The 23,671-nt window shown below is 46.7% G+C and carries 28 protein-coding genes, 10 tRNA genes and 3 rRNA genes; all 41 read left to right on the top strand.

Going from position 1 to position 23,671, the window contains the following annotated elements; translation table 11 throughout:
- Positions 1-14 precede the first annotated feature (14 nt).
- Positions 15-383, top strand: coding sequence for a 50S ribosomal protein L14 (gene rplN, locus ACE3MZ_RS03245; protein ID WP_017815372.1), 369 nt, complete (start codon positions 15-17; stop codon positions 381-383).
- A 53-nt stretch (positions 384-436) separates the two neighbouring features.
- Positions 437-793, top strand: a complete 357-nt coding sequence (gene rplX / locus ACE3MZ_RS03250; RefSeq protein ID WP_229685996.1) for a 50S ribosomal protein L24 — start codon at positions 437-439, stop codon at positions 791-793.
- Positions 794-826: 33 nt separating this feature from the next.
- Positions 827-1,369: a 50S ribosomal protein L5 gene (gene rplE, locus ACE3MZ_RS03255; protein ID WP_411345107.1), complete on the top strand. Its 543-nt coding sequence runs from the start codon at positions 827-829 to the stop codon at positions 1,367-1,369.
- Positions 1,370-1,439: 70 nt separating this feature from the next.
- Entirely contained in the window at positions 1,440-1,625 is a 186-nt protein-coding gene (locus ACE3MZ_RS03260; RefSeq protein ID WP_013312154.1) for a type Z 30S ribosomal protein S14, read from the top strand.
- Positions 1,626-1,657: 32 nt separating this feature from the next.
- The gene (gene rpsH, locus ACE3MZ_RS03265) at positions 1,658-2,056 is read left to right on the top strand and encodes a 30S ribosomal protein S8 (RefSeq protein ID WP_367064402.1); all 399 of its coding nucleotides are present in this window, start codon (positions 1,658-1,660) and stop codon (positions 2,054-2,056) included.
- Between the two features lie 31 nt (positions 2,057-2,087).
- Positions 2,088-2,630, top strand: coding sequence for a 50S ribosomal protein L6 (gene rplF, locus ACE3MZ_RS03270; RefSeq protein ID WP_411345108.1), 543 nt, complete (start codon positions 2,088-2,090; stop codon positions 2,628-2,630).
- An 82-nt stretch (positions 2,631-2,712) separates the two neighbouring features.
- The gene (rplR, locus tag ACE3MZ_RS03275) at positions 2,713-3,078 is read left to right on the top strand and encodes a 50S ribosomal protein L18 (protein ID WP_411345109.1); all 366 of its coding nucleotides are present in this window, start codon (positions 2,713-2,715) and stop codon (positions 3,076-3,078) included.
- A gap of 26 nt (positions 3,079-3,104) precedes the next feature.
- Entirely contained in the window at positions 3,105-3,602 is a 498-nt protein-coding gene (gene rpsE / locus ACE3MZ_RS03280) for a 30S ribosomal protein S5 (RefSeq protein ID WP_188777883.1), read from the top strand.
- Between the two features lie 12 nt (positions 3,603-3,614).
- Entirely contained in the window at positions 3,615-3,800 is a 186-nt protein-coding gene (gene rpmD / locus ACE3MZ_RS03285) for a 50S ribosomal protein L30 (protein ID WP_411345110.1), read from the top strand.
- Positions 3,801-3,846: 46 nt separating this feature from the next.
- Positions 3,847-4,287: a 50S ribosomal protein L15 gene (gene rplO / locus ACE3MZ_RS03290; protein WP_367064406.1), complete on the top strand. Its 441-nt coding sequence runs from the start codon at positions 3,847-3,849 to the stop codon at positions 4,285-4,287.
- Complete coding sequence (secY, locus tag ACE3MZ_RS03295; protein ID WP_411345111.1) at positions 4,287-5,585, top strand: preprotein translocase subunit SecY; 1,299 nt, start codon at positions 4,287-4,289, stop codon at positions 5,583-5,585. Before rplO ends, secY begins: the two co-directional genes overlap by 1 nt.
- Positions 5,586-5,677: 92 nt before the next feature.
- A complete protein-coding gene (locus ACE3MZ_RS03300) occupies positions 5,678-6,322 on the top strand; it encodes an adenylate kinase (RefSeq protein WP_367064408.1) in 645 nt (214 codons plus the stop codon).
- A 5-nt stretch (positions 6,323-6,327) separates the two neighbouring features.
- Positions 6,328-7,080 (top strand): type I methionyl aminopeptidase, encoded by a 753-nt coding sequence (gene map, locus ACE3MZ_RS03305; RefSeq protein ID WP_411345112.1) that lies wholly within the window; start codon positions 6,328-6,330, stop codon positions 7,078-7,080.
- A gap of 9 nt (positions 7,081-7,089) precedes the next feature.
- Positions 7,090-7,386, top strand: a complete 297-nt coding sequence (locus ACE3MZ_RS03310; RefSeq protein WP_411345113.1) for a hypothetical protein — start codon at positions 7,090-7,092, stop codon at positions 7,384-7,386.
- 13 nt (positions 7,387-7,399) lie between these two features.
- Positions 7,400-7,615, top strand: a complete 216-nt coding sequence (gene infA, locus ACE3MZ_RS03315) for a translation initiation factor IF-1 (protein WP_017815385.1) — start codon at positions 7,400-7,402, stop codon at positions 7,613-7,615.
- 115 nt (positions 7,616-7,730) lie between these two features.
- Positions 7,731-7,844 (top strand): 50S ribosomal protein L36, encoded by a 114-nt coding sequence (rpmJ, locus tag ACE3MZ_RS03320; protein WP_003333770.1) that lies wholly within the window; start codon positions 7,731-7,733, stop codon positions 7,842-7,844.
- A gap of 22 nt (positions 7,845-7,866) precedes the next feature.
- Positions 7,867-8,232, top strand: coding sequence for a 30S ribosomal protein S13 (gene rpsM, locus ACE3MZ_RS03325; protein WP_188777868.1), 366 nt, complete (start codon positions 7,867-7,869; stop codon positions 8,230-8,232).
- A gap of 16 nt (positions 8,233-8,248) precedes the next feature.
- Positions 8,249-8,644 carry a 30S ribosomal protein S11 gene (gene rpsK, locus ACE3MZ_RS03330; protein ID WP_367064411.1) on the top strand — a complete coding sequence of 132 codons (396 nt, stop codon included), beginning with the start codon at positions 8,249-8,251 and terminating at the stop codon, positions 8,642-8,644.
- A 134-nt stretch (positions 8,645-8,778) separates the two neighbouring features.
- Positions 8,779-9,723: a DNA-directed RNA polymerase subunit alpha gene (locus tag ACE3MZ_RS03335; protein WP_411345114.1), complete on the top strand. Its 945-nt coding sequence runs from the start codon at positions 8,779-8,781 to the stop codon at positions 9,721-9,723.
- 33 nt (positions 9,724-9,756) lie between these two features.
- Positions 9,757-10,122, top strand: coding sequence for a 50S ribosomal protein L17 (gene rplQ / locus ACE3MZ_RS03340; RefSeq protein WP_367064413.1), 366 nt, complete (start codon positions 9,757-9,759; stop codon positions 10,120-10,122).
- Positions 10,123-10,272: 150 nt separating this feature from the next.
- On the top strand, positions 10,273-11,055 hold the full coding sequence (truA, locus tag ACE3MZ_RS03345; protein WP_411345115.1) for a tRNA pseudouridine(38-40) synthase TruA: 783 nt from the start codon (positions 10,273-10,275) through the stop codon (positions 11,053-11,055).
- A 256-nt stretch (positions 11,056-11,311) separates the two neighbouring features.
- Positions 11,312-11,749, top strand: coding sequence for a 50S ribosomal protein L13 (gene rplM / locus ACE3MZ_RS03350; protein ID WP_411345116.1), 438 nt, complete (start codon positions 11,312-11,314; stop codon positions 11,747-11,749).
- A gap of 19 nt (positions 11,750-11,768) precedes the next feature.
- On the top strand, positions 11,769-12,161 hold the full coding sequence (rpsI, locus tag ACE3MZ_RS03355) for a 30S ribosomal protein S9 (protein WP_367064416.1): 393 nt from the start codon (positions 11,769-11,771) through the stop codon (positions 12,159-12,161).
- Positions 12,162-12,776: 615 nt separating this feature from the next.
- Positions 12,777-13,469 carry a phosphoadenylyl-sulfate reductase gene (locus tag ACE3MZ_RS03360; protein ID WP_411346682.1) on the top strand — a complete coding sequence of 231 codons (693 nt, stop codon included), beginning with the start codon at positions 12,777-12,779 and terminating at the stop codon, positions 13,467-13,469.
- Positions 13,470-13,597: 128 nt separating this feature from the next.
- The gene (sat, locus tag ACE3MZ_RS03365; protein WP_411345117.1) at positions 13,598-14,767 is read left to right on the top strand and encodes a sulfate adenylyltransferase; all 1,170 of its coding nucleotides are present in this window, start codon (positions 13,598-13,600) and stop codon (positions 14,765-14,767) included.
- A 223-nt stretch (positions 14,768-14,990) separates the two neighbouring features.
- A complete protein-coding gene (locus ACE3MZ_RS03370; protein WP_411345118.1) occupies positions 14,991-16,100 on the top strand; it encodes a P-loop NTPase in 1,110 nt (369 codons plus the stop codon).
- A gap of 181 nt (positions 16,101-16,281) precedes the next feature.
- Entirely contained in the window at positions 16,282-16,899 is a 618-nt protein-coding gene (locus ACE3MZ_RS03375; RefSeq protein WP_411345119.1) for a stage II sporulation protein M, read from the top strand.
- Between the two features lie 189 nt (positions 16,900-17,088).
- The gene (locus ACE3MZ_RS03380) at positions 17,089-17,319 is read left to right on the top strand and encodes a hypothetical protein (RefSeq protein ID WP_367064422.1); all 231 of its coding nucleotides are present in this window, start codon (positions 17,089-17,091) and stop codon (positions 17,317-17,319) included.
- Between the two features lie 436 nt (positions 17,320-17,755).
- A 16S ribosomal RNA gene (locus ACE3MZ_RS03385) occupies positions 17,756-19,313 on the top strand.
- 255 nt (positions 19,314-19,568) lie between these two features.
- Positions 19,569-22,497 (top strand): 23S ribosomal RNA (locus ACE3MZ_RS03390).
- Positions 22,498-22,559: 62 nt separating this feature from the next.
- Positions 22,560-22,676 (top strand): 5S ribosomal RNA (rrf, locus tag ACE3MZ_RS03395).
- The 16S, 23S and 5S rRNA genes sit together here with 10 tRNA genes alongside, the layout of an rRNA operon.
- A gap of 39 nt (positions 22,677-22,715) precedes the next feature.
- Positions 22,716-22,791: transfer RNA gene (locus tag ACE3MZ_RS03400), tRNA-Asn, on the top strand.
- Between the two features lies 1 nt (position 22,792).
- Positions 22,793-22,865, top strand: a tRNA-Thr gene (locus tag ACE3MZ_RS03405).
- A gap of 9 nt (positions 22,866-22,874) precedes the next feature.
- A tRNA-Glu gene (locus ACE3MZ_RS03410) sits at positions 22,875-22,946 on the top strand.
- A 116-nt stretch (positions 22,947-23,062) separates the two neighbouring features.
- Positions 23,063-23,138, top strand: a tRNA-Val gene (locus ACE3MZ_RS03415).
- A gap of 17 nt (positions 23,139-23,155) precedes the next feature.
- Positions 23,156-23,230: transfer RNA gene (locus tag ACE3MZ_RS03420), tRNA-Gln, on the top strand.
- 4 nt (positions 23,231-23,234) lie between these two features.
- Positions 23,235-23,310, top strand: a tRNA-Lys gene (locus ACE3MZ_RS03425).
- A gap of 21 nt (positions 23,311-23,331) precedes the next feature.
- A tRNA-Leu gene (locus tag ACE3MZ_RS03430) sits at positions 23,332-23,413 on the top strand.
- A gap of 6 nt (positions 23,414-23,419) precedes the next feature.
- Positions 23,420-23,494 (top strand) — tRNA-Gly (locus tag ACE3MZ_RS03435).
- Positions 23,495-23,497: 3 nt separating this feature from the next.
- A tRNA-Arg gene (locus ACE3MZ_RS03440) sits at positions 23,498-23,574 on the top strand.
- 21 nt (positions 23,575-23,595) lie between these two features.
- Positions 23,596-23,669, top strand: a tRNA-Pro gene (locus tag ACE3MZ_RS03445).
- Positions 23,670-23,671 lie beyond the last annotated feature (2 nt).

Below are 23,671 nucleotides of genomic sequence, written 5' to 3' on the forward strand. Positions count from 1 at the left end.
AGGAGGAACTAACAATGATTCAACCATTTACACGTTTGGCTGTAGCCGATAACTCTGGCGCAAAAGAACTGATGTGTATCCGCGTACTTGGTGGTACTGGACGTCGTACAGCTGCAATCGGTGATACTATCGTTTGTTCTGTAAAACAAGCAACACCAGGCGGCGTTGTCAAAAAAGGTGATGTAGTGAAAGCAGTAGTTGTTCGTACGAAGAGCTCTGTACGTCGTAAAGACGGTTCTTACATCGCATTTGATGAGAATGCAGCAGTGGTAATCAAAGATGACAAAGGCCCTCGTGGTACTCGTATCTTTGGACCAGTTGCTCGTGAACTGCGTGATCGCGATTACATGAAAATCGTTTCCCTGGCTCCGGAAGTCATCTAAACGATACCGATATAAGGCTCTGTGCCTGAGTGAGTTATAGGAGGTGTACAGAAATGGCTAAAGTGAAAAAAGTTTTGGAATCCCACAACAACAAGCTGCACGTTAAAAAGGATGACACAGTTATCGTAATCAGCGGTAAAGACAAAGGTAAAAAAGGTCGCATCATCGCTGCTTACCCTCGTGAAAACCGCGTGCTGGTTGAAGGTGTGAACATGATTACCAAACACCAAAAACCGTCTCAGCTGAACCCACAAGGTGGACGCATTGAGCAAGAAGCACCTATTCACGTGTCTAACGTAATGCACGTTGATCCTAAGGACGGAAAGAAAGTAACCCGCGTTGGTTACAAAACATTGGACAACGGCAAAAAAGTTCGTGTAGCTAAACGCTCCGGCGATACTATCGACTAATAATTTTCCTTACAGAAAGGAGGACTTTCCAGAATGGCTTCAAGAATGAAAGATTTGTACCTGAATGATATCGTTCCAGCCCTGACTACTAAATTCAACTACACTACAGTAATGCAAGTGCCTAAAGTTGAAAAAATTGTCATCAACATGGGTGTGGGTGAAGCAGTATCGAACTCCAAAGTATTGGATTCTGCTGTTAGCGAACTGCAACTGATCGCTGGTCAAAAGCCAGTAATCACTCGCGCTAAAAAATCCATCGCTGGATTTAAACTGCGTGAAGGCATGCCAATCGGTGTTAAAGTAACACTGCGTGGCGATCGTATGTACTACTTCCTGGACAAACTGGTTAACATCACACTGCCTCGCGTACGTGACTTCCGTGGTGTTTCTTCCAAAGCATTTGACGGTCGTGGTAACTACACACTGGGTCTGAAAGAGCAGCTGATCTTCCCTGAGATCGAGTACGATAAAGTTGATAAAGTACGTGGTATGGATATCGTTATCGTAACAACTGCAAAAACAGACGAAGAGTCTCGCGAACTGCTGACTCAACTGGGAATGCCTTTCGTAAAATAAGATGTGAAATGTACGGGGTTCTAATATAAGCCCCTTTTTCTCCGAAAATATTTAGGAGGTGTCAGGCGAAGTGGCTAAAACTTCAATGAAAGTAAAACAACAACGTACTCCGAAGTTCAAAGTGCGTGCATATACTCGTTGCGAACGTTGTGGTCGTCCACATTCCGTATTGCAAAAGTTCAAAATCTGCCGTATTTGCTTCCGTGAATTGGCGTACAAAGGCCAGATTCCTGGCGTGAAAAAAGCAAGCTGGTAAACCATTGATTAACAGGAAGGAGGTTCACACACATGTCTATGTCAGATCCAATTGCTGATATGCTTACACGTATTCGTAACGCCAACACTGTGCGTCACGAAACGGTTGAAGTTCCAGCTTCCAAAATGAAAAAGCAAATCGCTGATATCCTGAAACGTGAAGGTTTCATTCGTGATGCTGAAGTCATTGAGGACAACAAACAAGGAATTATCCGTATTTTCCTGAAATACGGTCAAAATAACGAACGCGTAATTACTGGTCTGAAACGTATTAGTAAACCAGGACTTCGTGTTTACACAAAGAGCAATGAGGTTCCTCGTGTTCTTGGTGGACTCGGAATCGCGATCATCTCTACTTCCAACGGAGTAGTAACTGATAAAGAAGCTCGTCAAGCGAAAAGCGGCGGCGAAGTCGTTTGTTACGTTTGGTAATTAACGTCATAAAATAAGGAGGTGCAATGCAATGTCCCGTATTGGTCGTAAACCAATTGAAGTACCTAGTGGTGTAGAGGTGACTCTGAACAACACTACTCTGACGGTAAAAGGTCCGAAAGGATCCCTGTCCCGCGAACTTCACAAAGATATGAAAGTAGTTGTTGAAGACAACGTGATCACGATTGAGCGTCCTTCTGACAACAAACTGCATCGTTCCCTGCACGGAACTACACGCAGCGTAGTAAGCAACATGGTTAGCGGAGTAACTACTGGTTTCTCCAAAGCCCTGGAACTGGTTGGTGTCGGTTACCGCGCAAGCAAATCCGGCGAGAAAATCGTTCTGAACGTTGGTTACTCTCACCCGGTAGAAATCACACCGGAAGCTGGTATCGAATTTGATGTTCCTACGAACACTCGTATTGTAGTTAACGGTATCGACAAAGAGCGCGTAGGTGCTTATGCTGCGAAAATCCGTTCCGTACGTGAACCAGAACCTTATAAAGGTAAAGGTATCAAATACGAAGGCGAACGCATTCTGCGTAAAGAAGGTAAAGCTGGTAAGAAGAAATAAGCTAGGGGATAATGGCTCATTACCCCGGGTAGCTTAACCGGAAACTGGCTTATGTGAAATGAAGGGAGTGAAATATACAGTCATGATTACTAAAGCTGATAAAAATAAAGCTCGTCTGAAAAGACATCTGCGTGTTCGTAAGAACATTACTGGTACTGCTGAACGTCCACGTTTGAACGTGTTCCGTTCTGACAAGCACATCTACGCTCAACTGATCGATGACGTGGCAGGCGTGACTCTGGTCTCTGCTTCCACTATCGATAAAGAAGTTGGCGAGATTGCTAACGGTGGTAGCGTAGAAGCTGCTGCAAAAGTTGGCGAACTGATCGCTAACCGTGCAAAAGAAAAAGGACACGAAGCTGTAGTATTCGATCGCGGTGGCTACTTGTATCACGGACGGATTCAAGCCCTGGCGGATGCTGCTCGTGAAGCGGGTCTTCAATTCTAAACCATTGCAAAAAGGAGGTAAACGACTTGCGTATTGATCCAAACACTTTGGAACTGACTGAAAGAGTAGTTCATATCAACCGTGTTGCTAAAGTAGTTAAGGGCGGACGCCGTTTCAGCTTTAGCGCGCTGGTAGTAGTAGGCGACGGTAAAGGCTGGGTTGGTGCTGGTCTGGGTAAAGCTGGCGAAGTACCTGATGCGATCCGTAAAGGTATCGAAGATGCTAAGAAAAACCTGATCCACGTTCCACTCGTAGGAACAACTATTCCTCACCTGGTAAACGGTAAATTCGGTGCAGGACGCGTAATGCTGAAACCAGCATCCGAAGGTACTGGTGTTATCGCTGGTGGTCCAGTTCGTGCCGTTCTGGAACTTGCTGGTGTAGGTGACATCTTGACAAAATCCCTGGGTTCTTCGAATTCCATGAATATGGTTAACGCTACACTGGAAGGCTTGTCTCGCCTGAAACGTGCCGAAGACGTAGCGAAACTGCGTGGAAAAACAATCGAAGAGCTTCTCGGTTAAGGAGGGAATCTAATGGCTAAATTGGAAATTACCCTCGTACGTAGTGTAATCGGTCGCCCGGAAACACAACGTGTTACTGTGAAAACATTGGGTCTGCGTAAGCTGAACCATTCGGTTGTTCAAGAAGACAATGCTGCAATCCGCGGCATGGTTAACCAAGTAAAACACTTGGTATCTGTAAAAGAAATTCAAGGCTAATTGATCGAAAGATTAGCCTATTATCAATAAGGAGGTGCAACGAACGATGAAATTGCATGAGCTTTCACCAGCTCCTGGTTCCCGTAAAGAACGCAAACGCGTAGGTCGTGGTACTAGTAGCGGTACAGGTAAAACATCGGGTCGTGGTCACAAAGGACAAAACTCCCGTTCTGGCGGCGGTGTTCGTCCAGGATTTGAAGGCGGACAAAACCCATTGTATCGTCGTTTGCCGAAACGTGGATTTGTTAACCCTACCCGTAAAGAGTATGCTCTGGTAAACGTAGCTGAGCTGAACAGCCTGGCTGCAGATACTGAAGTGACTCCGGCATTCTTGGTTGAGCAAGGTATTGTAAAAAATACGAAAAGCGGAATCAAGATCCTGGGTAACGGTGATCTGACTGTAAAACTGAACGTAAAAGCGAATAAGTTCTCTCAATCTGCGGTAGAGAAGATCGAGGCTGCCGGCGGTAAAACCGAGGTGATCTAATGTTCAAGACCCTGAAGAATATATGGCGGGTGGAAGACCTTAGAAGTCGGATCATTTTCACTTTGCTGGTGCTGATCGTTTACCGTATCGGTTCATTCGTACCAGTACCTGGAGTAAATACGGAAGTATTCACTGCTGTAAATAACCAGGGCCAAGAATTGTTCGGTCTTCTAAACACTTTCTCCGGTGGAGCATTGTCTCGCTTTTCGATCTTTGCTCTCGGAATCATGCCGTATATCACCGCGTCCATCATTGTGCAATTGCTATCGATGGACGTTATTCCGAAATTTGCGGAATGGGCAAAACAAGGGGAACACGGTAAAAAGAAACTGGCACAGGTCACCCGTTATGGTACAATCATTCTGGGTCTGATCCAGGCTTTTGGTACGTCTATCGGTTTTAACCGTTTGTACAATACAGAGATGATTCCAGGCGCAACGTTCTGGAGTTATGCTTTGATTGCTATTGTACTGACTGCCGGTACATCGTTCCTGATGTGGCTAGGTGAGCAGATCACTGAAAAAGGAATTGGTAACGGGATTTCGATTATCATCTTCGCAGGTATCGTTGCGGCTATTCCGCAGCATATCCACGATATGGTTCAATCGGATTTTCTCGCTCAAGGTCAGACGTTCATGAATGTGATCAAGCTGATTGTTGTTGTTCTCGTCGTGATTTTGATTGTAGTGGGTGTTATCTTTATCCAACAGGGTATTCGTAAAATTCCGGTACAATATGCAAAACGCGTTGTTGGCAACAAAATGTATGGTGGTCAGAATACACATATCCCACTGAAGATTAATTCGGCTGGTGTTATCCCTGTAATCTTCGCTGTATCCTTGCTTCAATTCCCAATCATTATCGCAAGCTTCTGGTCCACACACGGCTGGGCAAAATGGATTACCGCAAATCTGTGGTATGACAAACCGCTGGGCATGGTCCTGTATGTTGTAATGATTATAGGCTTTACTTTCTTCTATACATTTGTGCAAATGAATCCTACGCAAATGGCGGATAATATGAAGAAGAACGGTGGTTACATTCCGGGCGTACGTCCAGGCAAACCTACGGCAACGTATCTGACGAAAGTTATGACACGTTTGACGATGACAGGTTCCTTGTTCTTGGCGATTATCTCGGTACTGCCAGTATTCCTCGGGGCGATCTCCGGTTTACCGAAATCGGTTCAAATCGGCGGTACATCGCTGCTTATCGTAATCGGTGTTGCGCTGGATACGATGAAAACGATCGAAAGCCAACTTATCAAACGTCATTACAAAGGTTTTATCAATAAATAGACGGCAGGTTCCGGCTGAATGGGTGATCCCGTTCTAACCGGCACCTTTCCGTGCTGTTCTTGCAAAAGTCGTTTTGGGGGGAGTGATGTAGCGTGAATATCCTATTCATTGGACCTCCGGGAGCAGGAAAAGGAACACAGGCTGCGGTTATCGTAAAAGAACTAGGCATTCCTCATATTTCAACAGGCGATGCATTTCGTCTGGCGATCAAACAGGAAACTCCAATTGGAGTCAAAGCCAAGTCCTATATTGATCAAGGCTTGCTTGTACCGGATGATGTAACAAACGGAATCGTGGAAGAGCGACTTGCTCAACCCGATTGCGAAAAAGGTTTTTTGCTTGACGGTTATCCAAGAACGCTAGCTCAGGCTGAAGCGCTCGACAAAATGCTGGCAGCAATGAACCGCAAGCTGGACCACGTAATCAATTTGAAAGTAGACCGTGACAAGTTGCTCGTTCGTATTACCGGACGACGCATTTGTAGAACTTGTGGCGCTACGTATCATATTGTTTTCAATCCGCCAAAACAGGAAGGCATTTGCGACCTGGATGGTGGTGAACTTTACCAAAGACCGGATGACAATGAGGAAAGCGTAGCAACGCGTCTTGATGAGTATGGTAACAAGACTGCACCGCTGCTGTCGTACTATGGTGATCAGGATCTGGTAAGGGACATCGATGGCGAACAGGGCATTGACCAAGTATCATCTGATATTGTGTCACTGCTTCGGGGTTAAGCAAAATGATCATTTGCAAATCCGAAACAGAACTTGGCTTTATGCGGGAAGCAGGGCGTATCGTCGCTGAAACCCATGCTCTAATCAAGCAGCACATTGAGCCAGGCATTACTACGCAAGAGCTCGATATGATTGCGGATCGTTACATTCGCAGCCATAACGCCTTGCCGTCATTCAAAGGATACAATGGTTTTCCAGCCAGTATTTGTGCTTCGGTGAACGAAGAACTCGTTCATGGATTCCCAAGCAAACGCAAACTGCAAGAGGGCGACATTGTTACTTTTGATATTGGAGCCCAGTATCAAGGGTATCATGGTGATTCGGCGTGGACATATCCGGTCGGACAGATTTCCGACGAAGCTAAGCGTCTTCTGGAAGTAACAGAGGGAGCTTTATTTGCGGGTCTGGAGCTGGTGAAGCCGGATGTTCGTCTGTTTACAATATCGCATGCGATACAGCGTTTTATCGAAGATGCCGGTATGTCTGTCGTACGTGAGTACGTAGGTCACGGTATTGGAACCAAATTGCATGAAGATCCAAAGATTCCGAATTACGGAATTGCAGATCGCGGCCCGCGCCTCAAGCCGGGTATGGTGCTTGCAATTGAGCCGATGGTGAACGCTGGCGGACGGCATGTTAAAACGTTGGAAGACAAATGGACCGTAGTTACGGTTGATGGCTCGCTGTGTGCCCATTTTGAACATACGGTTGCGGTAACGCCAAACGGTATGGAGATTTTCACAAAACTTAATGCGTAGGTGATTTTGTTGAAAACAGGAACATCCCCGCAGGTCGGTCAAATTGTGAAAGTGTCAAAAGGTAAGGGAGCTGGCCAGCCTGCTATAATCATTGGGATTTTCGATGAGAAATTTGTTTATATCGCCGACGGACACAAACGCAAGTTTGATCAGCCGAAGAAGAAGAGTATTCTTCATCTGGAGCTAATGCCAGTGATCAGCAGCGAAGTAGTAAACAGTTTGCAAGAAAGCGGACGGGTCACAAATGGAAAGCTGCGTCATGCAGTTGCCAAGTTTGTCGAATCTGCCGAAAACAATACGGTTTAAGGAGGAACTCATTGTGGCTAAAGAAGATGTTATTGAGGTAGAAGGCGTGGTTCTTGAACCATTGCCGAATGCAACGTTCAAAGTTGAACTAGAGAATGGTCATCAGATTCTCGCTCATGTTTCCGGTAAACTGCGGATGCACTTTATCCGTATTCTGACTGGAGATAAGGTGGTAGTCCAACTGTCGCCTTACGATTTGACAAAAGGTCGTATAACTTATCGTAAATAGAACACAAATGCATAAAAGTGTGCTATAATAGATACTTATGTGGACTCATTTGTGCTGCAGATAAAATGCTGACGAAATAAGTTTTACAACCGTAAAGCTTAAGGAGGTAATTAACATGAAGGTAAGACCTTCTGTAAAGCCCATCTGCGAAAAATGCAAAGTCATTCGCCGCAAAGGGAATGTAATGGTTATTTGTGAAAACCCGAAACACAAACAAAAGCAAGGTTAATTAATCGAGGAGGTGTAGCGTAATGGCACGTATATCTGGTGTGGATTTACCACGTGATAAGCGCGTTGAGATCGCCTTGACATATATTTTCGGAATCGGTAAAACGACTTCTCAGAAAATTCTGAGTGAAACAGGTATTGACCTGAACACTCGTGTCCGCGATCTGACTGAAGATGAAGTAGGAAAACTGCGTGAAGCAATTGAAGGTAAAAAAGTAGAAGGTGATCTTCGTCGTGAGATCTCTTTGAACATCAAACGTTTGATCGAAATCGGATGCTACCGTGGTGTTCGTCACCGTCGTGGTCTGCCGGTTCGTGGACAACGTACCAAAACAAATGCTCGTACACGTAAAGGTCCTCGTCGCACAGTAGCGAACAAGAAGAAGTAAGGGAGGTTAATGATCAATGGCTAAAGCGAAAAAAGTCGTACGTACGAAACGTCGCGACCGTAAAAATATCGAATCTGGCGTGGCACACATCCGTTCCACGTTTAACAATACAATCGTTACTATTACGGATCCTCACGGCAACGCTATTTCCTGGGCAAGCTCCGGCGGTCTCGGATTCAGAGGTTCCCGTAAATCCACTCCATTCGCAGCACAACTGGCAGCTGAAACTGCAGCAAAAGCAGCTATGGAGCACGGCATGAAAGCTGTTGAAGTTATGGTTAAGGGTCCTGGCGCAGGCCGCGAAGCAGCGATTCGTTCTCTGCAAGCAGCTGGTCTGGAAGTTAACATGATCAAAGATGTAACTCCAATCCCGCATAACGGATGCCGTCCGCCAAAACGTCGTCGCGTATAATCGAAGCATGTCTCTGCTAGTGTGGTGAGCCTCCCGGAAGAAGCTTTGAGCTTACCGGGAACTACTGCATGTCTAATGAATAAAGTTTTAGCGACAGTTTCACTGAAGCGACGTTTTGAAGGAGGGATATTGCAGTGATAGAAATCGAAAAGCCGAAAATTGAGACCGTAGATGTAAATGATGAAGGAACCTATGGCAAGTTCATCGTAGAACCTCTCGAACGTGGTTACGGCATAACACTTGGCAACTCACTTCGCCGGATTTTGCTTTCCTCTCTTCCGGGAGCGGCAGTAACATCTGTTCAAATCGATGGTGTATTGCACGAGTTCTCAACGGTTCAAGGCGTAATGGAAGACGTTACCGAGATCATTTTGAACCTCAAGGCCCTCTCGCTGAAAATCCACTCCGATGAAGAAAAATTGTTGGAGATTGACGCAGATGGAGAAGGAGTAGTCACTGCAGGAGATATCCGTGCAGACAGTGATGTAGAAATCCTTAACCCGGATCTTCACATTGCAACTCTTGCTCCAGGTTCGAGACTCCACATGCGTATTTTTGCTAACCGTGGTCGCGGTTATGTATCGGCGGATAAGAACAAACATCCGGATCAGCCAATTGGTGTGATTCCGATTGATTCGATCTATACTCCGATCTCCCGTGTTAACTATGGCATCGAAAATACTCGTGTTGGTCAAGTGACGAACTATGACCGGTTGACAATTGAAATCTGGACAGATGGCAGCATCCGTCCGGAAGAAGCAGTCAGCTTGGGCGCCAAAATTTTGAGCGAGCACCTGATGCTGTTTGTCGGTCTGACTGACGAAGCAAAAGATGCTGAAATTATGGTCGAAAAAGAGGAAGACAAAAAAGAGAAAGTGCTTGAGATGACGATTGAAGAGCTCGATCTCTCTGTACGTTCTTACAACTGCTTGAAACGTGCCGGCATCAACACGGTGCAGGAATTGACTACTAAATCCGAAGATGACATGATGAAGGTGCGTAACCTGGGACGCAAATCTCTTGAAGAAGTTCAAGAGAAGCTACAGGAACTCGGTCTTGGTCTGCGTCAGGAAGAATAGTCACTTAATCATTGATGAAGGAGGGAATACAAAATGGCATACCAAAAATTGGGTCGTAACTCCAGCGCTCGTAAAGCACTGTTCCGCGATCTGGTAACTGACCTGTTCTTATATGAGCGTATTCAAACGACTGAAGCAAAAGCGAAAGAACTTCGTTCTATCGCAGAAAAGCTGATCACCCTGTCCAAACGTGGAGATCTGCATGCTCGTCGTCAAGTTGCTTCTTACGTTCGTCGTGAAACTCTGAACGGTGAGCAAGATGCAATCCAAAAATTGTTCGCTGAGCTGGCTCCTCGCTATGCAGAGCGTCCAGGTGGATACACTCGTATCCTGAAACTGGGACCTCGTCGTGGCGACGCTGCTCCTATGGTTTATCTGGAACTGGTAGACCGCGCGTAACATGCAGATAAAGAAGGGTGGACAGGGTCTTGTGATTCTGACAAAGCCCTTTTTTTCTCTGTCTGAATAAAGTTGTGTTGAACAACACAAAGGAGGGGGCTCCAACCTGGAGCTCCCTTACTTTGTATGTGGATATAAAAGGTGATGACCATGCGGAATCTATGTATGACCGTCAACTATGACGGAACTCGATATAACGGCTTCCAGACGCAACCTGACGGCAATACCGTCCAGGATCATCTGGAAAAGGCAATTGCCTCCATGATTGGTGAACGTCCCAAAATCCACGGTTCTGGACGTACAGACGCTGGCGTACATGCTGTAGGTCAGGTGTTCAATTTTCAGACCGATTCACCGATTCCAGCAGATCGTTGGCCATTGGCTCTAAACGGACGCTTACCACGCGATATTATCGTAACGGGTGCACGCGAAGTGTCGTTGGAATTTCATTCACGTCGCTCTGCAAAGCGTAAAACGTATCGATATACGATCAATGCCAATCAGTACCCGGATGTGTTTTTGCGTCATATGCAGCTGCACCATCCTGGGAAACTGAATATCGGTAATATGGAAAAGGCGTTCCAGCATTTTGTAGGGACGTATGACTTTACGACATTTGCTTCACGTTACTCGCAAAAGCAGAGTCATGTTCGTACAGTGCTAGAAACCAGAATGGAGATCGATCTGTCACAAACCCGTGAGCATACAAGGGACCAGGGCATTTTGCATTTTTATATCACGGGCACTGGTTTTTTGCAGCATATGGTGCGGATCATTATGGGGACGCTCATTCAGGTCGGAGAAGGCAAATACAAACCGGATGATATTCCAGGTATGATTGCTGCCTGCGATCGCAATGCAGCTGGTCCTACAGCGGTCAGTAAAGCGTTAACGATGTGGGGCGTACAGTATGACGAAGTTGATTTTGGATGATTTTAATACTGAAATAAATTCAGCAAAAAAAGTCTCTGAAAATAACAAATAATACTTGCTTAACGCGGAACCATGCTGTAAAATCAAAGTTGTGTTTTCTTACGGCTCTCCCACAGCCCCGGTAAGAACTCACATAACCAAAGCTACAACCAACTGAATTTCAAAATTGTAATACTGTGTATTAATAACACAACCAATAACGAACGATCATATATGAAAATATATATTTTCAAAACAGACTAAGGAGGAACTTCTCATGCGTACAACTTATATCGCGAAGCCAAGTGAAGTAGAACGCCAGTGGTATATTATTGATGCTGAAGGCAAAACGCTTGGCCGTCTGGCAAGTGAAGTTGCAGCACTGATCCGTGGTAAACACAAACCATCTTTCACCCCTCATGTGGACGGCGGCGATTTCGTTATCGTAATCAACTCCGAAAAAATCCACCTGACAGGTAAAAAACTGCAGGACAAAAAATACTACCGTCACTCCATGCACCCAGGTGGTCTGAAAGTAACGACTGCTCAGGACATGATCAACAACAAACCTGAACGTGTAATCGAAGCTGCTGTACATGGCATGCTGCCAAAAACTCGTCAAGGTAACGCAATGAAACTGCGTCTGAAAGCTTATGCTGGCGCAGAACATCCACATGCAGCACAAAAACCAGAAGTTTACGAACTTCGCGGATAATTAAAAGGAGGACAGTTTCATGGCTAAAGTACAATACTATGGGACAGGTCGTCGTAAACATTCGGTAGCACGTGTTCGCCTTGTACCGGGTGAAGGACGCATTGTCATCAACAAACGTGAGATTGACGAATATTTCGGTCTGGAAACGCTCAAACTGATCGTTAAACAACCACTGAACCTGACAGAAACTCTGGGTAGCTACGATGTAATCGTAATCGCTGAAGGCGGCGGTATCTCCGGTCAAGCCGGCGCGATCCGTCACGGTATCTCTCGTGCCCTGCTGAAAGCAGATCCAGAACTGCGCGGTTCCCTGAAAAAAGCTGGATTCCTGACTCGTGACCCACGTATGAAAGAACGTAAAAAATACGGTCTTAAAGCAGCACGTCGCGCACCTCAGTTCTCCAAACGTTAATATTTATTTCATCAATGATTGCAACCCTCTGGTCCTATCGATCAGGGGGTTGTTTTTATTTTGTCGTTTTATTTACAGACAGATTGAACTGTGTTGAGGGAAGTTAAGCTGTAATGATGCAACATTGAGTATAAGAACTTATCCCCATCCCAGTAACATAACATCTTCTTACACTAGATTCATCCACAGGTGATTTCCCTTTTTGTGAGATTCGCCTCATGATTCTTCATTGAGAGTGGGTATAAAGGGGATAACTCTGTGAGTATGTGAATGAATTTTGTAGAAAACAGTAGCATCATTCAGGTTATCAACAGCTTTCTCAAAATGATTTGTAAAATATCCTATTTTCCTCTTGAATTACAGCTTCATCACTTTTATAATATACATATAATTCTTAGTAGTTTAGTCGGTTTTAGAATTCGAACAGATTAATATTTTACACACATCTTTTTTCTAAAAGAGTAATTCGCAAATTTCAAGTATAATCGCATCTACCCTTCATAGATAAACAAGGTCCAATCAATTGGTGTATCCATGAGAGTAGATTCATTTTTATTTGCGGACTTAAAACCAGTTTGGAAAAAAGAAACTAAATTTAGTGATGGGGGAAATCACATGAATTTGTTAGAAAAAGAAGAACTTGCTAAGATCAAAGCTGAAGAACTGGAACATGCCTCAGCAGAACAGGTTATCCGCTGGGCAGTAGATAATTTTGATAGTCTTACGTTTGCTTGCAGCTTCGGAGCAGAAGATGTTGTCATCGTTGATATGATACAGACGATTAGTCCATCCACAGACATTTTCTATTTGGACACTGACTTTCACTTTCAGGAAACGTATGAGACACGAGATCGAATGATTGAGCGTTATGGAATGAATTTTGTGCGTGTTGCTCCAAAACTGACACCGGAGGAGCAGGCTGCCCAGCATGGTGAATCTCTCTGGACGGTAGATCCGAATGCATGCTGCAATATTCGCAAAGTAGAGCCATTGACTCGTATTCTTTCACAATATGATGCTTGGATCACAGGTATTCGGCGTGATCAGGCACCTACGCGTGCGAACGCCAAGAAGATTGAATATGATTACAAATTTGGTCTAATGAAGTTCAACCCGATTGCAGATTGGACATCAGAAGATGTATGGAAATATATCCGTGATAATGATATTATCTACAATCCGTTACATGATCGTCACTATCCAAGTATTGGTTGCGAATATTGCACACGCCAAGTTATGCCTGGTGAAGATCCACGTGCTGGACGCTGGTCTGGTAATGATAAGACCGAATGCGGTTTGCATAAATAATGTGAATCAATCTATCTGTATATTTAACATCTACATGAGATGAATGGCGGAGTACTATATCCGCTGTACTATATTCGTTGTACGTATATAACAGCACATCCATTTTATTTTCAAAAGGAGCGACTTCAATGACGGCAATTTTACCACACGGCGGTAAACTGATTCAGCGTATTGTGGAAGGCGATGAGCGTACACAGTTGCTAGAACAGGCAAAAGGATGGAAGCAAGTTCCGATCAATAATTGGACAGTATCCGATCTGGATCTAATTGGAGTAGGTGCCTTCTCTCCATTGGAAGGTTTTCTGGAAGAAGCAGACTATCATTCTGTCGTAAATGATATACGTTTGAAAAATGGTCTTGTATGGAGTATTCCGATTACTTTGGCGCTAGATGAAGAAATTACATCTCAGCTGCAAATCGGTGAGAAGGTAGCTTTGGTAGGCGAAAACGATCAGATCGTCTATGGAGTGCTGGAAGTGCGTAGCATTTATACAGTCGATCAGCAGCAAGAAGCAATTCGCGTCTTCAAAACCGATGATCCTGAACATCCCGGTGTCAAAAAGCTATTTAGTCGTCCATCCACCTATGTAGGCGGTCCAATTCAAGTACTGAATCGCCCTCAACCAGAGAAGTTTGGCGAATTCTATTTTGACCCAGCTCAGACCCGCAAGATCTTTGCTGATAAAGGCTGGAAGACAGTCGTAGGCTTCCAAACACGTAATCCAGTTCACCGTGCGCATGAATACATTCAGAAAAGCGCAATGGAAATTGTGGATGCACTCTTTCTCAATCCGTTAGTCGGCGAAACGAAATCGGATGATGTTCCAGCCAATGTGCGGATGCGCAGTTACCTTGTACTGCTGGAAAATTATTATCCGGCTGATCGTACCTTCCTCGGTGTATTTCCAGCAGCGATGCGCTATGCTGGACCACGCGAAGCAATTTTCCATGCGATGGTACGCAAAAACTACGGTTGTACACATTTTATCGTTGGACGGGATCATGCGGGCGTAGGCGATTATTATGGCACGTATGAAGCGCAGGAGATTTTTGCTAACTTTACCGCAGAAGAGTTGGACATCACCCCATTGTTCTTTGAACACAGCTTCTTCTGCACTCAATGCGGCAATATGGCTTCTAGCAAAACTTGCCCTCATCCCAAAGAAAAGCATCTTACCTTATCCGGAACCAAAGTACGCGGTCTGCTACGTGAAGGGAAATGCCCACCGCCGGAGTTTACTCGTCCAGAAGTGGCAGAAGTCTTAATTGAAGGTATGGCAGAGCACGTACCTTCCTGATTTTGAAAATATGTATTTTATTGAGTATTAGCCCCCTGTATACGAATAGTGAAGCTGTCGAGAATGACAGAAACACTTCCATCGTATACAGGGGTTTTGCGTTTATGACAATGTGCAATCGATTCGCTACGCAACCGTATACAGTGGTATAATAACAACTATGAGTTTGTAATCAGTACGTATCATTCATCCATTAAATTCATCGTATAAGGAGTGCGCTATTATGCTATCAAGAGATTATGTTCTGGAGCTGTTAAATAAAGTGAAAGACCCGCAATATGAATTCCCACTCCTGGAAATGCAGTTGATCCGCGATGTAATGGTAAAAGACACGCGTATTTCCCTCACCGTGGTCTGTGTAGAGCTGGGACAAGAATACAAAGAATCGGTAGAGCAAGAGATTCGTCAGGCATTGAAGATCGTAGAACCGATCGACGTACATATCCGTTTCAGAGAGCCCTCTGAGCGCGAGATGGAGGCGATACGACAATTGCTGTCTCCAGATGAACAACGTGAGCCGACAGCCGAAGAGATCGAGCAGAAAGGTCATGCAGCGGGCTTAGAGAATCTACCTATTATTCATCCAGACTCCGGTGTACGCTTTGTCGCAGTCGCAAGTGGTAAAGGGGGCGTCGGTAAATCAACCGTTACCGTCAATCTAGCAACATCGCTAGCACGTCTTGGCAAAAAAGTTGGACTTATTGATGCGGACATCTATGGCTTTAGCGTACCGGATATGATGGGCATTGAAGAATACCCGCAAGTGGATGAAGGTCGCATTCAGCCAGTCGAGCGCTTTGGGGTTAAAGTCATGTCGATGGGATTCTTTATTCGTGAAAATAACCCAGTCATCTGGCGCGGTCCGATGCTTGGGCGGATGCTGCGTCAATTTTTCGCTGATGTAGACTGGGGTGATTTGGATTACATGCTGCTTGATCTACCGCCTGGAACAGGTGATGTAGCATTGGATGTACACCAAATGCTGCCACAAAGTCGAGAGATTCTCGTTACGACACCACATGCAACTGCATCGTTTGTAGCTGCGCGTGCAGGAGCAATGGCAATCCAGACCAATCACGAAATTATCGGCGTAGTCGAGAACATGGCATACTACCAAACACGCGATGGGCAAAAAGACTATGTATTTGGTCGCGGCGGTGGCGGTATGCTTGCCGAAAATCTGCATACTGATCTGTTAGCGCAAATTCCACTAGGTGCACCAGACAACCTCGCAACCGATCCTGAATTCTCGCCATCTGTCTATGCGGAAGATACTGAGATTGGGCAGCTATATCTAGAACTCGCCAACCGCGTCATTCAAAAGTTTGTATAGAAAGACCAGCGTATAATGATTGTTGAGCTCATGCTTATTCAGTGTATACGAATAACAATATAAACAAATAGAGAGACAGGGAGAAAAGAAGTTCCATCCCCTGTCTCTTGTTATAACTATAACAGTACATCCGCATATCAATACGTCTGCATCATTCATATCATTAATAGGGAGTGAAGCTATGCTGTCCTTTCGTACCTTCTGGCATGATTTAAAAAATAACTCTTCCATGTTGATCGTGGCAACCGCACTGTTTGTAATTGGTATTGTCCTCGGTATCATTATGGTTGGACCGCTGGGCGACTACTTGCAAAGCCAGCTACAACAATTACGGGGAATTAGCCAACAACTCCAATCTGGTAATCACGTGGAATGGAACTATTTTTTATTTATCTTTTTCAACAATGCAATCAAAAGCATTTTTATTATCTTTCTCGGGATTTTTTTTGGAGTTGTACCGGTCATTTTTCTTGTTATGAACGGTATGGTCATTGGTTATCTGCTACATGCTTCCACATTGCAAGGTGCCAATGTAATAGAACTGATTGTCAAAGGATTGCTACCCCATGGAATTATTGAAATCCCTGCGATTCTGATTGCTTCCGCTTATGGGTTGAAGTTTGGAAAATTGATTCTAGACTCCATGACAACTTGGAATACAGCAGGGCGGGAAAGACTGAAAACAGAACGCCGTCATTTTCTGCGCTCGACTTTGCCTGCTTCGTTGTGGATTGTAGTCATGTTGCTTATTGCCGCAGTGATCGAAAGTACAATTACGTACTGGTTGATGCAGGCATAGAAAGTATTCCCTTTTTCCAAGTGATATGTTTACAAGCATACAAAATGAGGTTAAATCATCACTATCTGGGCTATCCGCAAGTCAGTACCGCTGTTACAAGGAAACACCTTTTTCATTTAGCGGTATCGAACTGGCAGCCCATAAATAAGGACGCTATACCAAGTGAGGGTTAACTAGGGAGGATTTTGTATGCTTGGAATGCTATTAAATGAAAAAGAATGCAAGGAGATGGCTTATGTGCTGCGAAAGGAACTGGACGAAATGTTGTTCGATCTGAGCGATCAACGGCTGAACCAGGATATCCGACAAGCTATCGATAAACGCTACAAAACCATCTTCAAAATGTATGCACGTTTTGCACCTCAAAAAGAGCTGGCTAAGTATGTACGTAGCGCTCGCTATCCAGAAGCAAAAAACTGATTCATTATAGTTGACGACTTTCGCCATTTATGATAAATTTGTTTTCGCACTAAACAACTTTTAGCGCCGGTAGTAAGGAGAGAAGTAACAATCATTCCTCTCCTAACTAATACGGGCTAAAGTGTGTTAAAAAAAGTGTTGACGATTCGAAACTCACATGATATATTATGAAAGTTGTCGCAAAGACGCGATGATGAAATATAAGCTATCATGAGTAATCGAAAATCACGCATTTTGGTCGCTAAACGGCTTTAAAAAAGTGCTTGACGATCAAAACACAACATGATAAGATATAAAAGTTGTTACGAAAGCTAACAATGAAACGAAAGAGCTTGATCTTTGAAAACTGAACAACGAGTGAGTGGAGAACTTTCGTTCTTCAAACAATAGAGAACAGCAATGTTCTCGCCAGCAAGACATGAGCAAGTCAAACACTTTTATGGAGAGTTTGATCCTGGCTCAGGACGAACGCTGGCGGCGTGCCTAATACATGCAAGTCGAGCGGAGTTAATAGAAAGCTTGCTTTCTTGAGACTTAGCGGCGGACGGGTGAGTAACACGTAGGCAACCTGCCCTTTAGCCTGGGATAACTACCGGAAACGGTAGCTAATACCGGATACTTTCGATGTCTGCATGGACGACGAACGAAAGACGGAGCAATCTGTCACTGAAGGATGGGCCTGCGGCGCATTAGCTAGTTGGTGGGGTAACGGCTCACCAAGGCGACGATGCGTAGCCGACCTGAGAGGGTGATCGGCCACACTGGGACTGAGACACGGCCCAGACTCCTACGGGAGGCAGCAGTAGGGAATCTTCCGCAATGGGCGAAAGCCTGACGGAGCAACGCCGCGTGAGTGATGAAGGTTTTCGGATCGTAAAGCTCTGTTGCCAGGGAAGAACGTTTTCTAGAGTAACTGCTAGAGAAGTGACGGTACCTGAGAAGAAAGCCCCGGCTAACTACGTGCCAGCAGCCGCGGTAATACGTAGGGGGCAAGCGTTGTCCGGAATTATTGGGCGTAAAGCGCGCGCAGGCGGTCATGTAAGTCTGGTGTTTAATCCCGAAGCTCAACTTCGGGTCGCATCGGAAACTGGGTGACTTGAGTGCAGAAGAGGAGAGTGGAATTCCACGTGTAGCGGTGAAATGCGTAGAGATGTGGAGGAACACCAGTGGCGAAGGCGACTCTCTGGGCTGTAACTGACGCTGAGGCGCGAAAGCGTGGGGAGCAAACAGGATTAGATACCCTGGTAGTCCACGCCGTAAACGATGAATGCTAGGTGTTAGGGGTTTCGATACCCTTGGTGCCGAAGTTAACACATTAAGCATTCCGCCTGGGGAGTACGGTCGCAAGACTGAAACTCAAAAAGGAATTGACGGGGGGACCCACACAAGCAGTGGAGTATGTGGTTTAATTCGAAGCAACGCGAAGAACCTTACCAGGTCTTGACATCGGAATGACCGGTACAGAGATGTACCTTTTCTTCGGAACATTCCAGACAGGTGGTGCATGGTTGTCGTCAGCTCGTGTCGTGAGATGTTGGGTTAAGTCCCGCAACGAGCGCAACCCTTATGCTTAGTTGCCAGCATGTAATGATGGGCACTCTAAGCAGACTGCCGGTGACAAACCGGAGGAAGGTGGGGATGACGTCAAATCATCATGCCCCTTATGACCTGGGCTACACACGTACTACAATGGCCGGTACAACGGGAGGCGAAGCCGCGAGGTGGAGCGAATCCTAAAAAGCCGGTCTCAGTTCGGATTGCAGGCTGCAACTCGCCTGCATGAAGTCGGAATTGCTAGTAATCGCGGATCAGCATGCCGCGGTGAATACGTTCCCGGGTCTTGTACACACCGCCCGTCACACCACGAGAGTTTGCAACACCCCGAAGTCGGTGGGGTAACCGCAAGGAGCCAGCCGCCGAAGGTGGGGTAGATGATTGGGGTGAAGTCGTAACAAGGTAGCCGTATCGGAAGGTGCGGCTGGATCACCTCCTTTCTATGGAGAATCGTCTTCTGCAACGAAGACATTCAAATTGAAGTCGTTGAGCAATCGGCGCGGGTCCCATGTGGATCGACACTCACTCGTTGTCAGTTTTGAAAGAGCAACCACTCTTTCAAGTTGATCCTTGAAAACTGGATACCGAAACGAAACATCGCGTTTTAGAAGACTGTTCTTACTGAAATCTGTGTAAACAGGATCGGTAACGAAGAGTAAGATAGGTTCTTCTTTTGATAAGAAGACCACCAACTAGGTTAAGCTAGTAAGAGCACACGGTGGATGCCTAGGCGCTAGGAGCCGACGAAGGACGTGGCGAACAACGATAAGGCCTCGGGGAGCTGTAAGCAAGCATTGATCCGGGGATGTCCGAATGGGGAAACCTCACTGGATTCATCTCCAGTGACTCACATCTGAATACATAGGATGTGTAGAGGCAGACGAGGGGAACTGAAACATCTAAGTACCCTCAGGAAGAGAAAACAAGAGTGATTCCGTCAGTAGCGGCGAGCGAACGCGGAACAGCCTAAACCAAGAAGCTTGCTTCTTGGGGTTGTGGGACGTCTCTTTGGAGTGACAAAGGAATATGGTAGATGAAGAGGTCTGGAACGGCCCGCCGTAGAAGGTGAAAGCCCTGTAATTGAAAGTATATTCCCTCCGAGACGGATCCCGAGTAGTGCGGGGCACGTGAAACCCCGTATGAATCTGCCAGGACCATCTGGTAAGGCTAAATACTCCCTAGCGACCGATAGTGAAGCAGTACCGTGAGGGAAAGGTGAAAAGGACCCCGGAAGGGGAGTGAAATAGAACCTGAAACCGTGTGCTTACAAGAAGTCAGAGCCCGATCTATGGGTGATGGCGTGCCTTTTGTAGAATGAACCGCCGAGTTACGTTCCCGTGCAAGGTTAAGGTGAGAAGCCGGAGCCGCAGCGAAAGCGAGTCTGAATAGGGCGACTGTAGTACGTGGACGTAGACCCGAAACCGGGTGATCTACCCCTGTCCAGGATGAAGGTACGGTAACACGTACTGGAGGTCCGAACCCACGCACGTTGAAAAGTGCGGGGATGAGGTGGGGGTAGCGGAGAAATTCCAATCGAACCCGGAGATAGCTGGTTCTCCCCGAAATAGCTTTAGGGCTAGCCTCGGAAGATGAGTCGCGGAGGTAGAGCACTGATTGGATGCGGGGCCCGCAAGGGTTACCAAGTTCAGTCAAACTCCGAATGCCGCAGACTTTATTCCGGGAGTCAGACAGTGGGTGCTAAGGTCCATTGTCGAAAGGGAAACAGCCCAGACCATCAGCTAAGGTCCCGAAGTGTGTGTTAAGTGGGAAAGGATGTGGAGTTGCCCAGACAACCAGGATGTTGGCTTAGAAGCAGCCACCATTGAAAGAGTGCGTAATAGCTCACTGGTCGAGTGACTCTGCGCCGAAAATGTAACGGGGCTAAACACACCACCGAAGCTATGGCTTGATACATCTGTATCAGGGGTAGGGGAGCGTTGAATGAGGATTGAAGGTGTACCGCAAGGAGCGCTGGACATCATTCAAGTGAGAATGCCGGTATGAGTAACGAAAAGATCAGTGAGAATCTGATCCGCCGAAAACCTAAGGGTTCCTGAGGAAGGCTCGTCCTCTCAGGGTAAGTCGGGACCTAAGGCGAGGCCGAAAGGCGTAGTCGACGGACAACAGGTTGAAATTCCTGTACCACCGAAAGCCGCTATGAGCAACGGGGTGACGCAGGAGGGTAGTGACGCAGGCTGATGGATGCCTGTCTAAGCAGTGAGACTGGTGTGTAGGTAAATCCGCACACTCTAAGGTCAAGCTGTGATGGGGAGCGAAACTTACAGTAGCGAAGGTCATGATCTCACACTGCCAAGAAAAGCCTCTAGCCAGGAAGCAGGTGCCCGTACCGTAAACCGACACAGGTAGGTGAGAAGAGAATTCTAAGGCGCGCGGAAGAACTCTCGTTAAGGAACTCGGCAAAATGACCCCGTAACTTCGGGAGAAGGGGTGCCCCGGTAGTGTGAATAGCACGAGGGGGCCGCAGTGAAAAGGCCCAAGCGACTGTTTAGCAAAAACACAGGTCTGTGCGAAGCCGCAAGGCGAAGTATACGGGCTGACGCCTGCCCGGTGCTGGAAGGTTAAGGGGAGTGGTTAGTCTTCGGGCGAAGCTATGAACCGAAGCCCCAGTAAACGGCGGCCGTAACTATAACGGTCCTAAGGTAGCGAAATTCCTTGTCAGGTAAATTCTGACCCGCACGAATGGCGTAACGATTTGGGCGCTGTCTCAACGAGAGATCCGGTGAAATTTTAATACCTGTGAAGATGCAGGTTACCCGCGACAAGACGGAAAGACCCCATGGAGCTTTACTGCAGCTTGATATTGAACTGGGGTGCGATTTGTACAGGATAGGTGGGAGCCTTAGAAGAGGGAGCGCAAGCTTCCTTGGAGGCGCCGTTGGGATACCACCCTGATCGCATCTGAGTTCTAACCTAGTACCGTGATCCGGTACGGGGACCGTGTCAGGTGGGCAGTTTGACTGGGGCGGTCGCCTCCTAAAATGTAACGGAGGCGCCCTAAGGTTCCCTCAGAATGGTTGGAAATCATTCGAAGAGTGCAAAGGCAAAAGGGAGCTTGACTGCGAGACCTACAAGTCGAGCAGGGACGAAAGTCGGGCTTAGTGATCCGGTGGTACCGCATGGAAGGGCCATCGCTCAACGGATAAAAGCTACCCTGGGGATAACAGGCTTATCTCCCCCAAGAGTCCACATCGACGGGGAGGTTTGGCACCTCGATGTCGGCTCATCGCATCCTGGGGCTGAAGTAGGTCCCAAGGGTTGGGCTGTTCGCCCATTAAAGCGGTACGCGAGCTGGGTTCAGAAAACGTCGTGAGACAGTTCGGTCCCTATCTGTCGTGGGCGTAGGAAATTTGAGAGGAGCTGTCCTTAGTACGAGAGGACCGGGATGGACGCACCGCTGGTGTACCAGTTGTTCCGCCAGGAGCATCGCTGGGTAGCTACGTGCGGACGGGATAAGCGCTGAAAGCATCTAAGCGTGAAGCCCCCCTCAAGATGAGATTTCCCAAGTAGTAAGACCCCTTGAAGACGACGAGGTTGATAGGTTGGGGGTGGAAGTGCAGCAATGCATGGAGCTGACCAATACTAATCGGTCGAGGGCTTATCCAAGATTCTAGACACGCGATGGATCGTTTCGGATTCAGTTTTCAGGTGATCAACACATCTGCACGTTTGGTGATGATGGCGGAGGGGTTCCACACGTACCCATCCCGAACACGACCGTTAAGCCCTCCAGCGCCGATGGTACTTGGACCGCAGGGTCCTGGGAGAGTAGGACGTTGCCAAGCGAAATAGCAAAACTAGCCACTCTAGAGAGTGGCGACTATTCCCTGATAGCTCAGTTGGTAGAGCACTCGACTGTTAATCGAGTTGTCACAGGTTCGAGTCCTGTTCGGGGAGCCATGCTCTCATAGCTCAGTAGGTAGAGTGCATCCATGGTAAGGATGAGGTCACCGGTTCGAATCCGGTTGAGAGCTTTGTGGTAAGGCCCGTTGGTCAAGGGGTTAAGACACCTCCCTTTCACGGAGGTAACAGGGGTTCGAATCCCCTACGGGTCATTCTTTTCTTTTTATGAAAAGATTTAAGTAGTAAAGGATTGTCAGTGCTTGATAAGCCAAGATTTAGGGTGCGACTATGTACAATGATGGACATTGCCTTTACAACTAATACTTTTGGAGACTTAGCTCAGCTGGGAGAGCATCTGCCTTACAAGCAGAGGGTCGGGGGTTCGATCCCCTCAGTCTCCACCATCGTTATTTCATGACGTTGGGGATTAGCCAAGCGGTAAGGCAACGGACTTTGACTCCGTCATGCATAGGTTCAAATCCTATATCCCCAGCCATCATGAGCCATTAGCTCAGTTGGTAGAGCACCTGACTTTTAATCAGGGTGTCGAAGGTTCGAGTCCTTCATGGCTCACCATTTTCACTTCAGGTTTTACATGCGCGTGTGGCGGAATTGGCAGACGCACTAGACTTAGGATCTAGCGTCTTACGACGTGGGGGTTCAAGTCCCTCCACGCGCATCCTTTGCGGACGTGGCTCAGCGGTAGAGCATCGCCTTGCCAAGGCGAGGGTCGCGGGTTCGATTCCCGTCGTCCGCTCCATTTGCGCCCTTAGCTCAGCTGGATAGAGCGTTTGACTACGAATCAAAAGGTCAGGAGTTCGAATCTCTTAGGGCGCGCCATATTTTCATATTTCTGCATATCGGGATGTAGCTCAGCTTGGTAGAGCACCTGGTTTGGGACCAGGGGGTCGCATGTTCAAATCGTGTCATCCCGATT

The organism is Paenibacillus sp. WLX1005 (assembly GCF_046603685.1).
Taxonomy (GTDB): Bacteria; Bacillota; Bacilli; order Paenibacillales; family Paenibacillaceae; genus Saccharibacillus.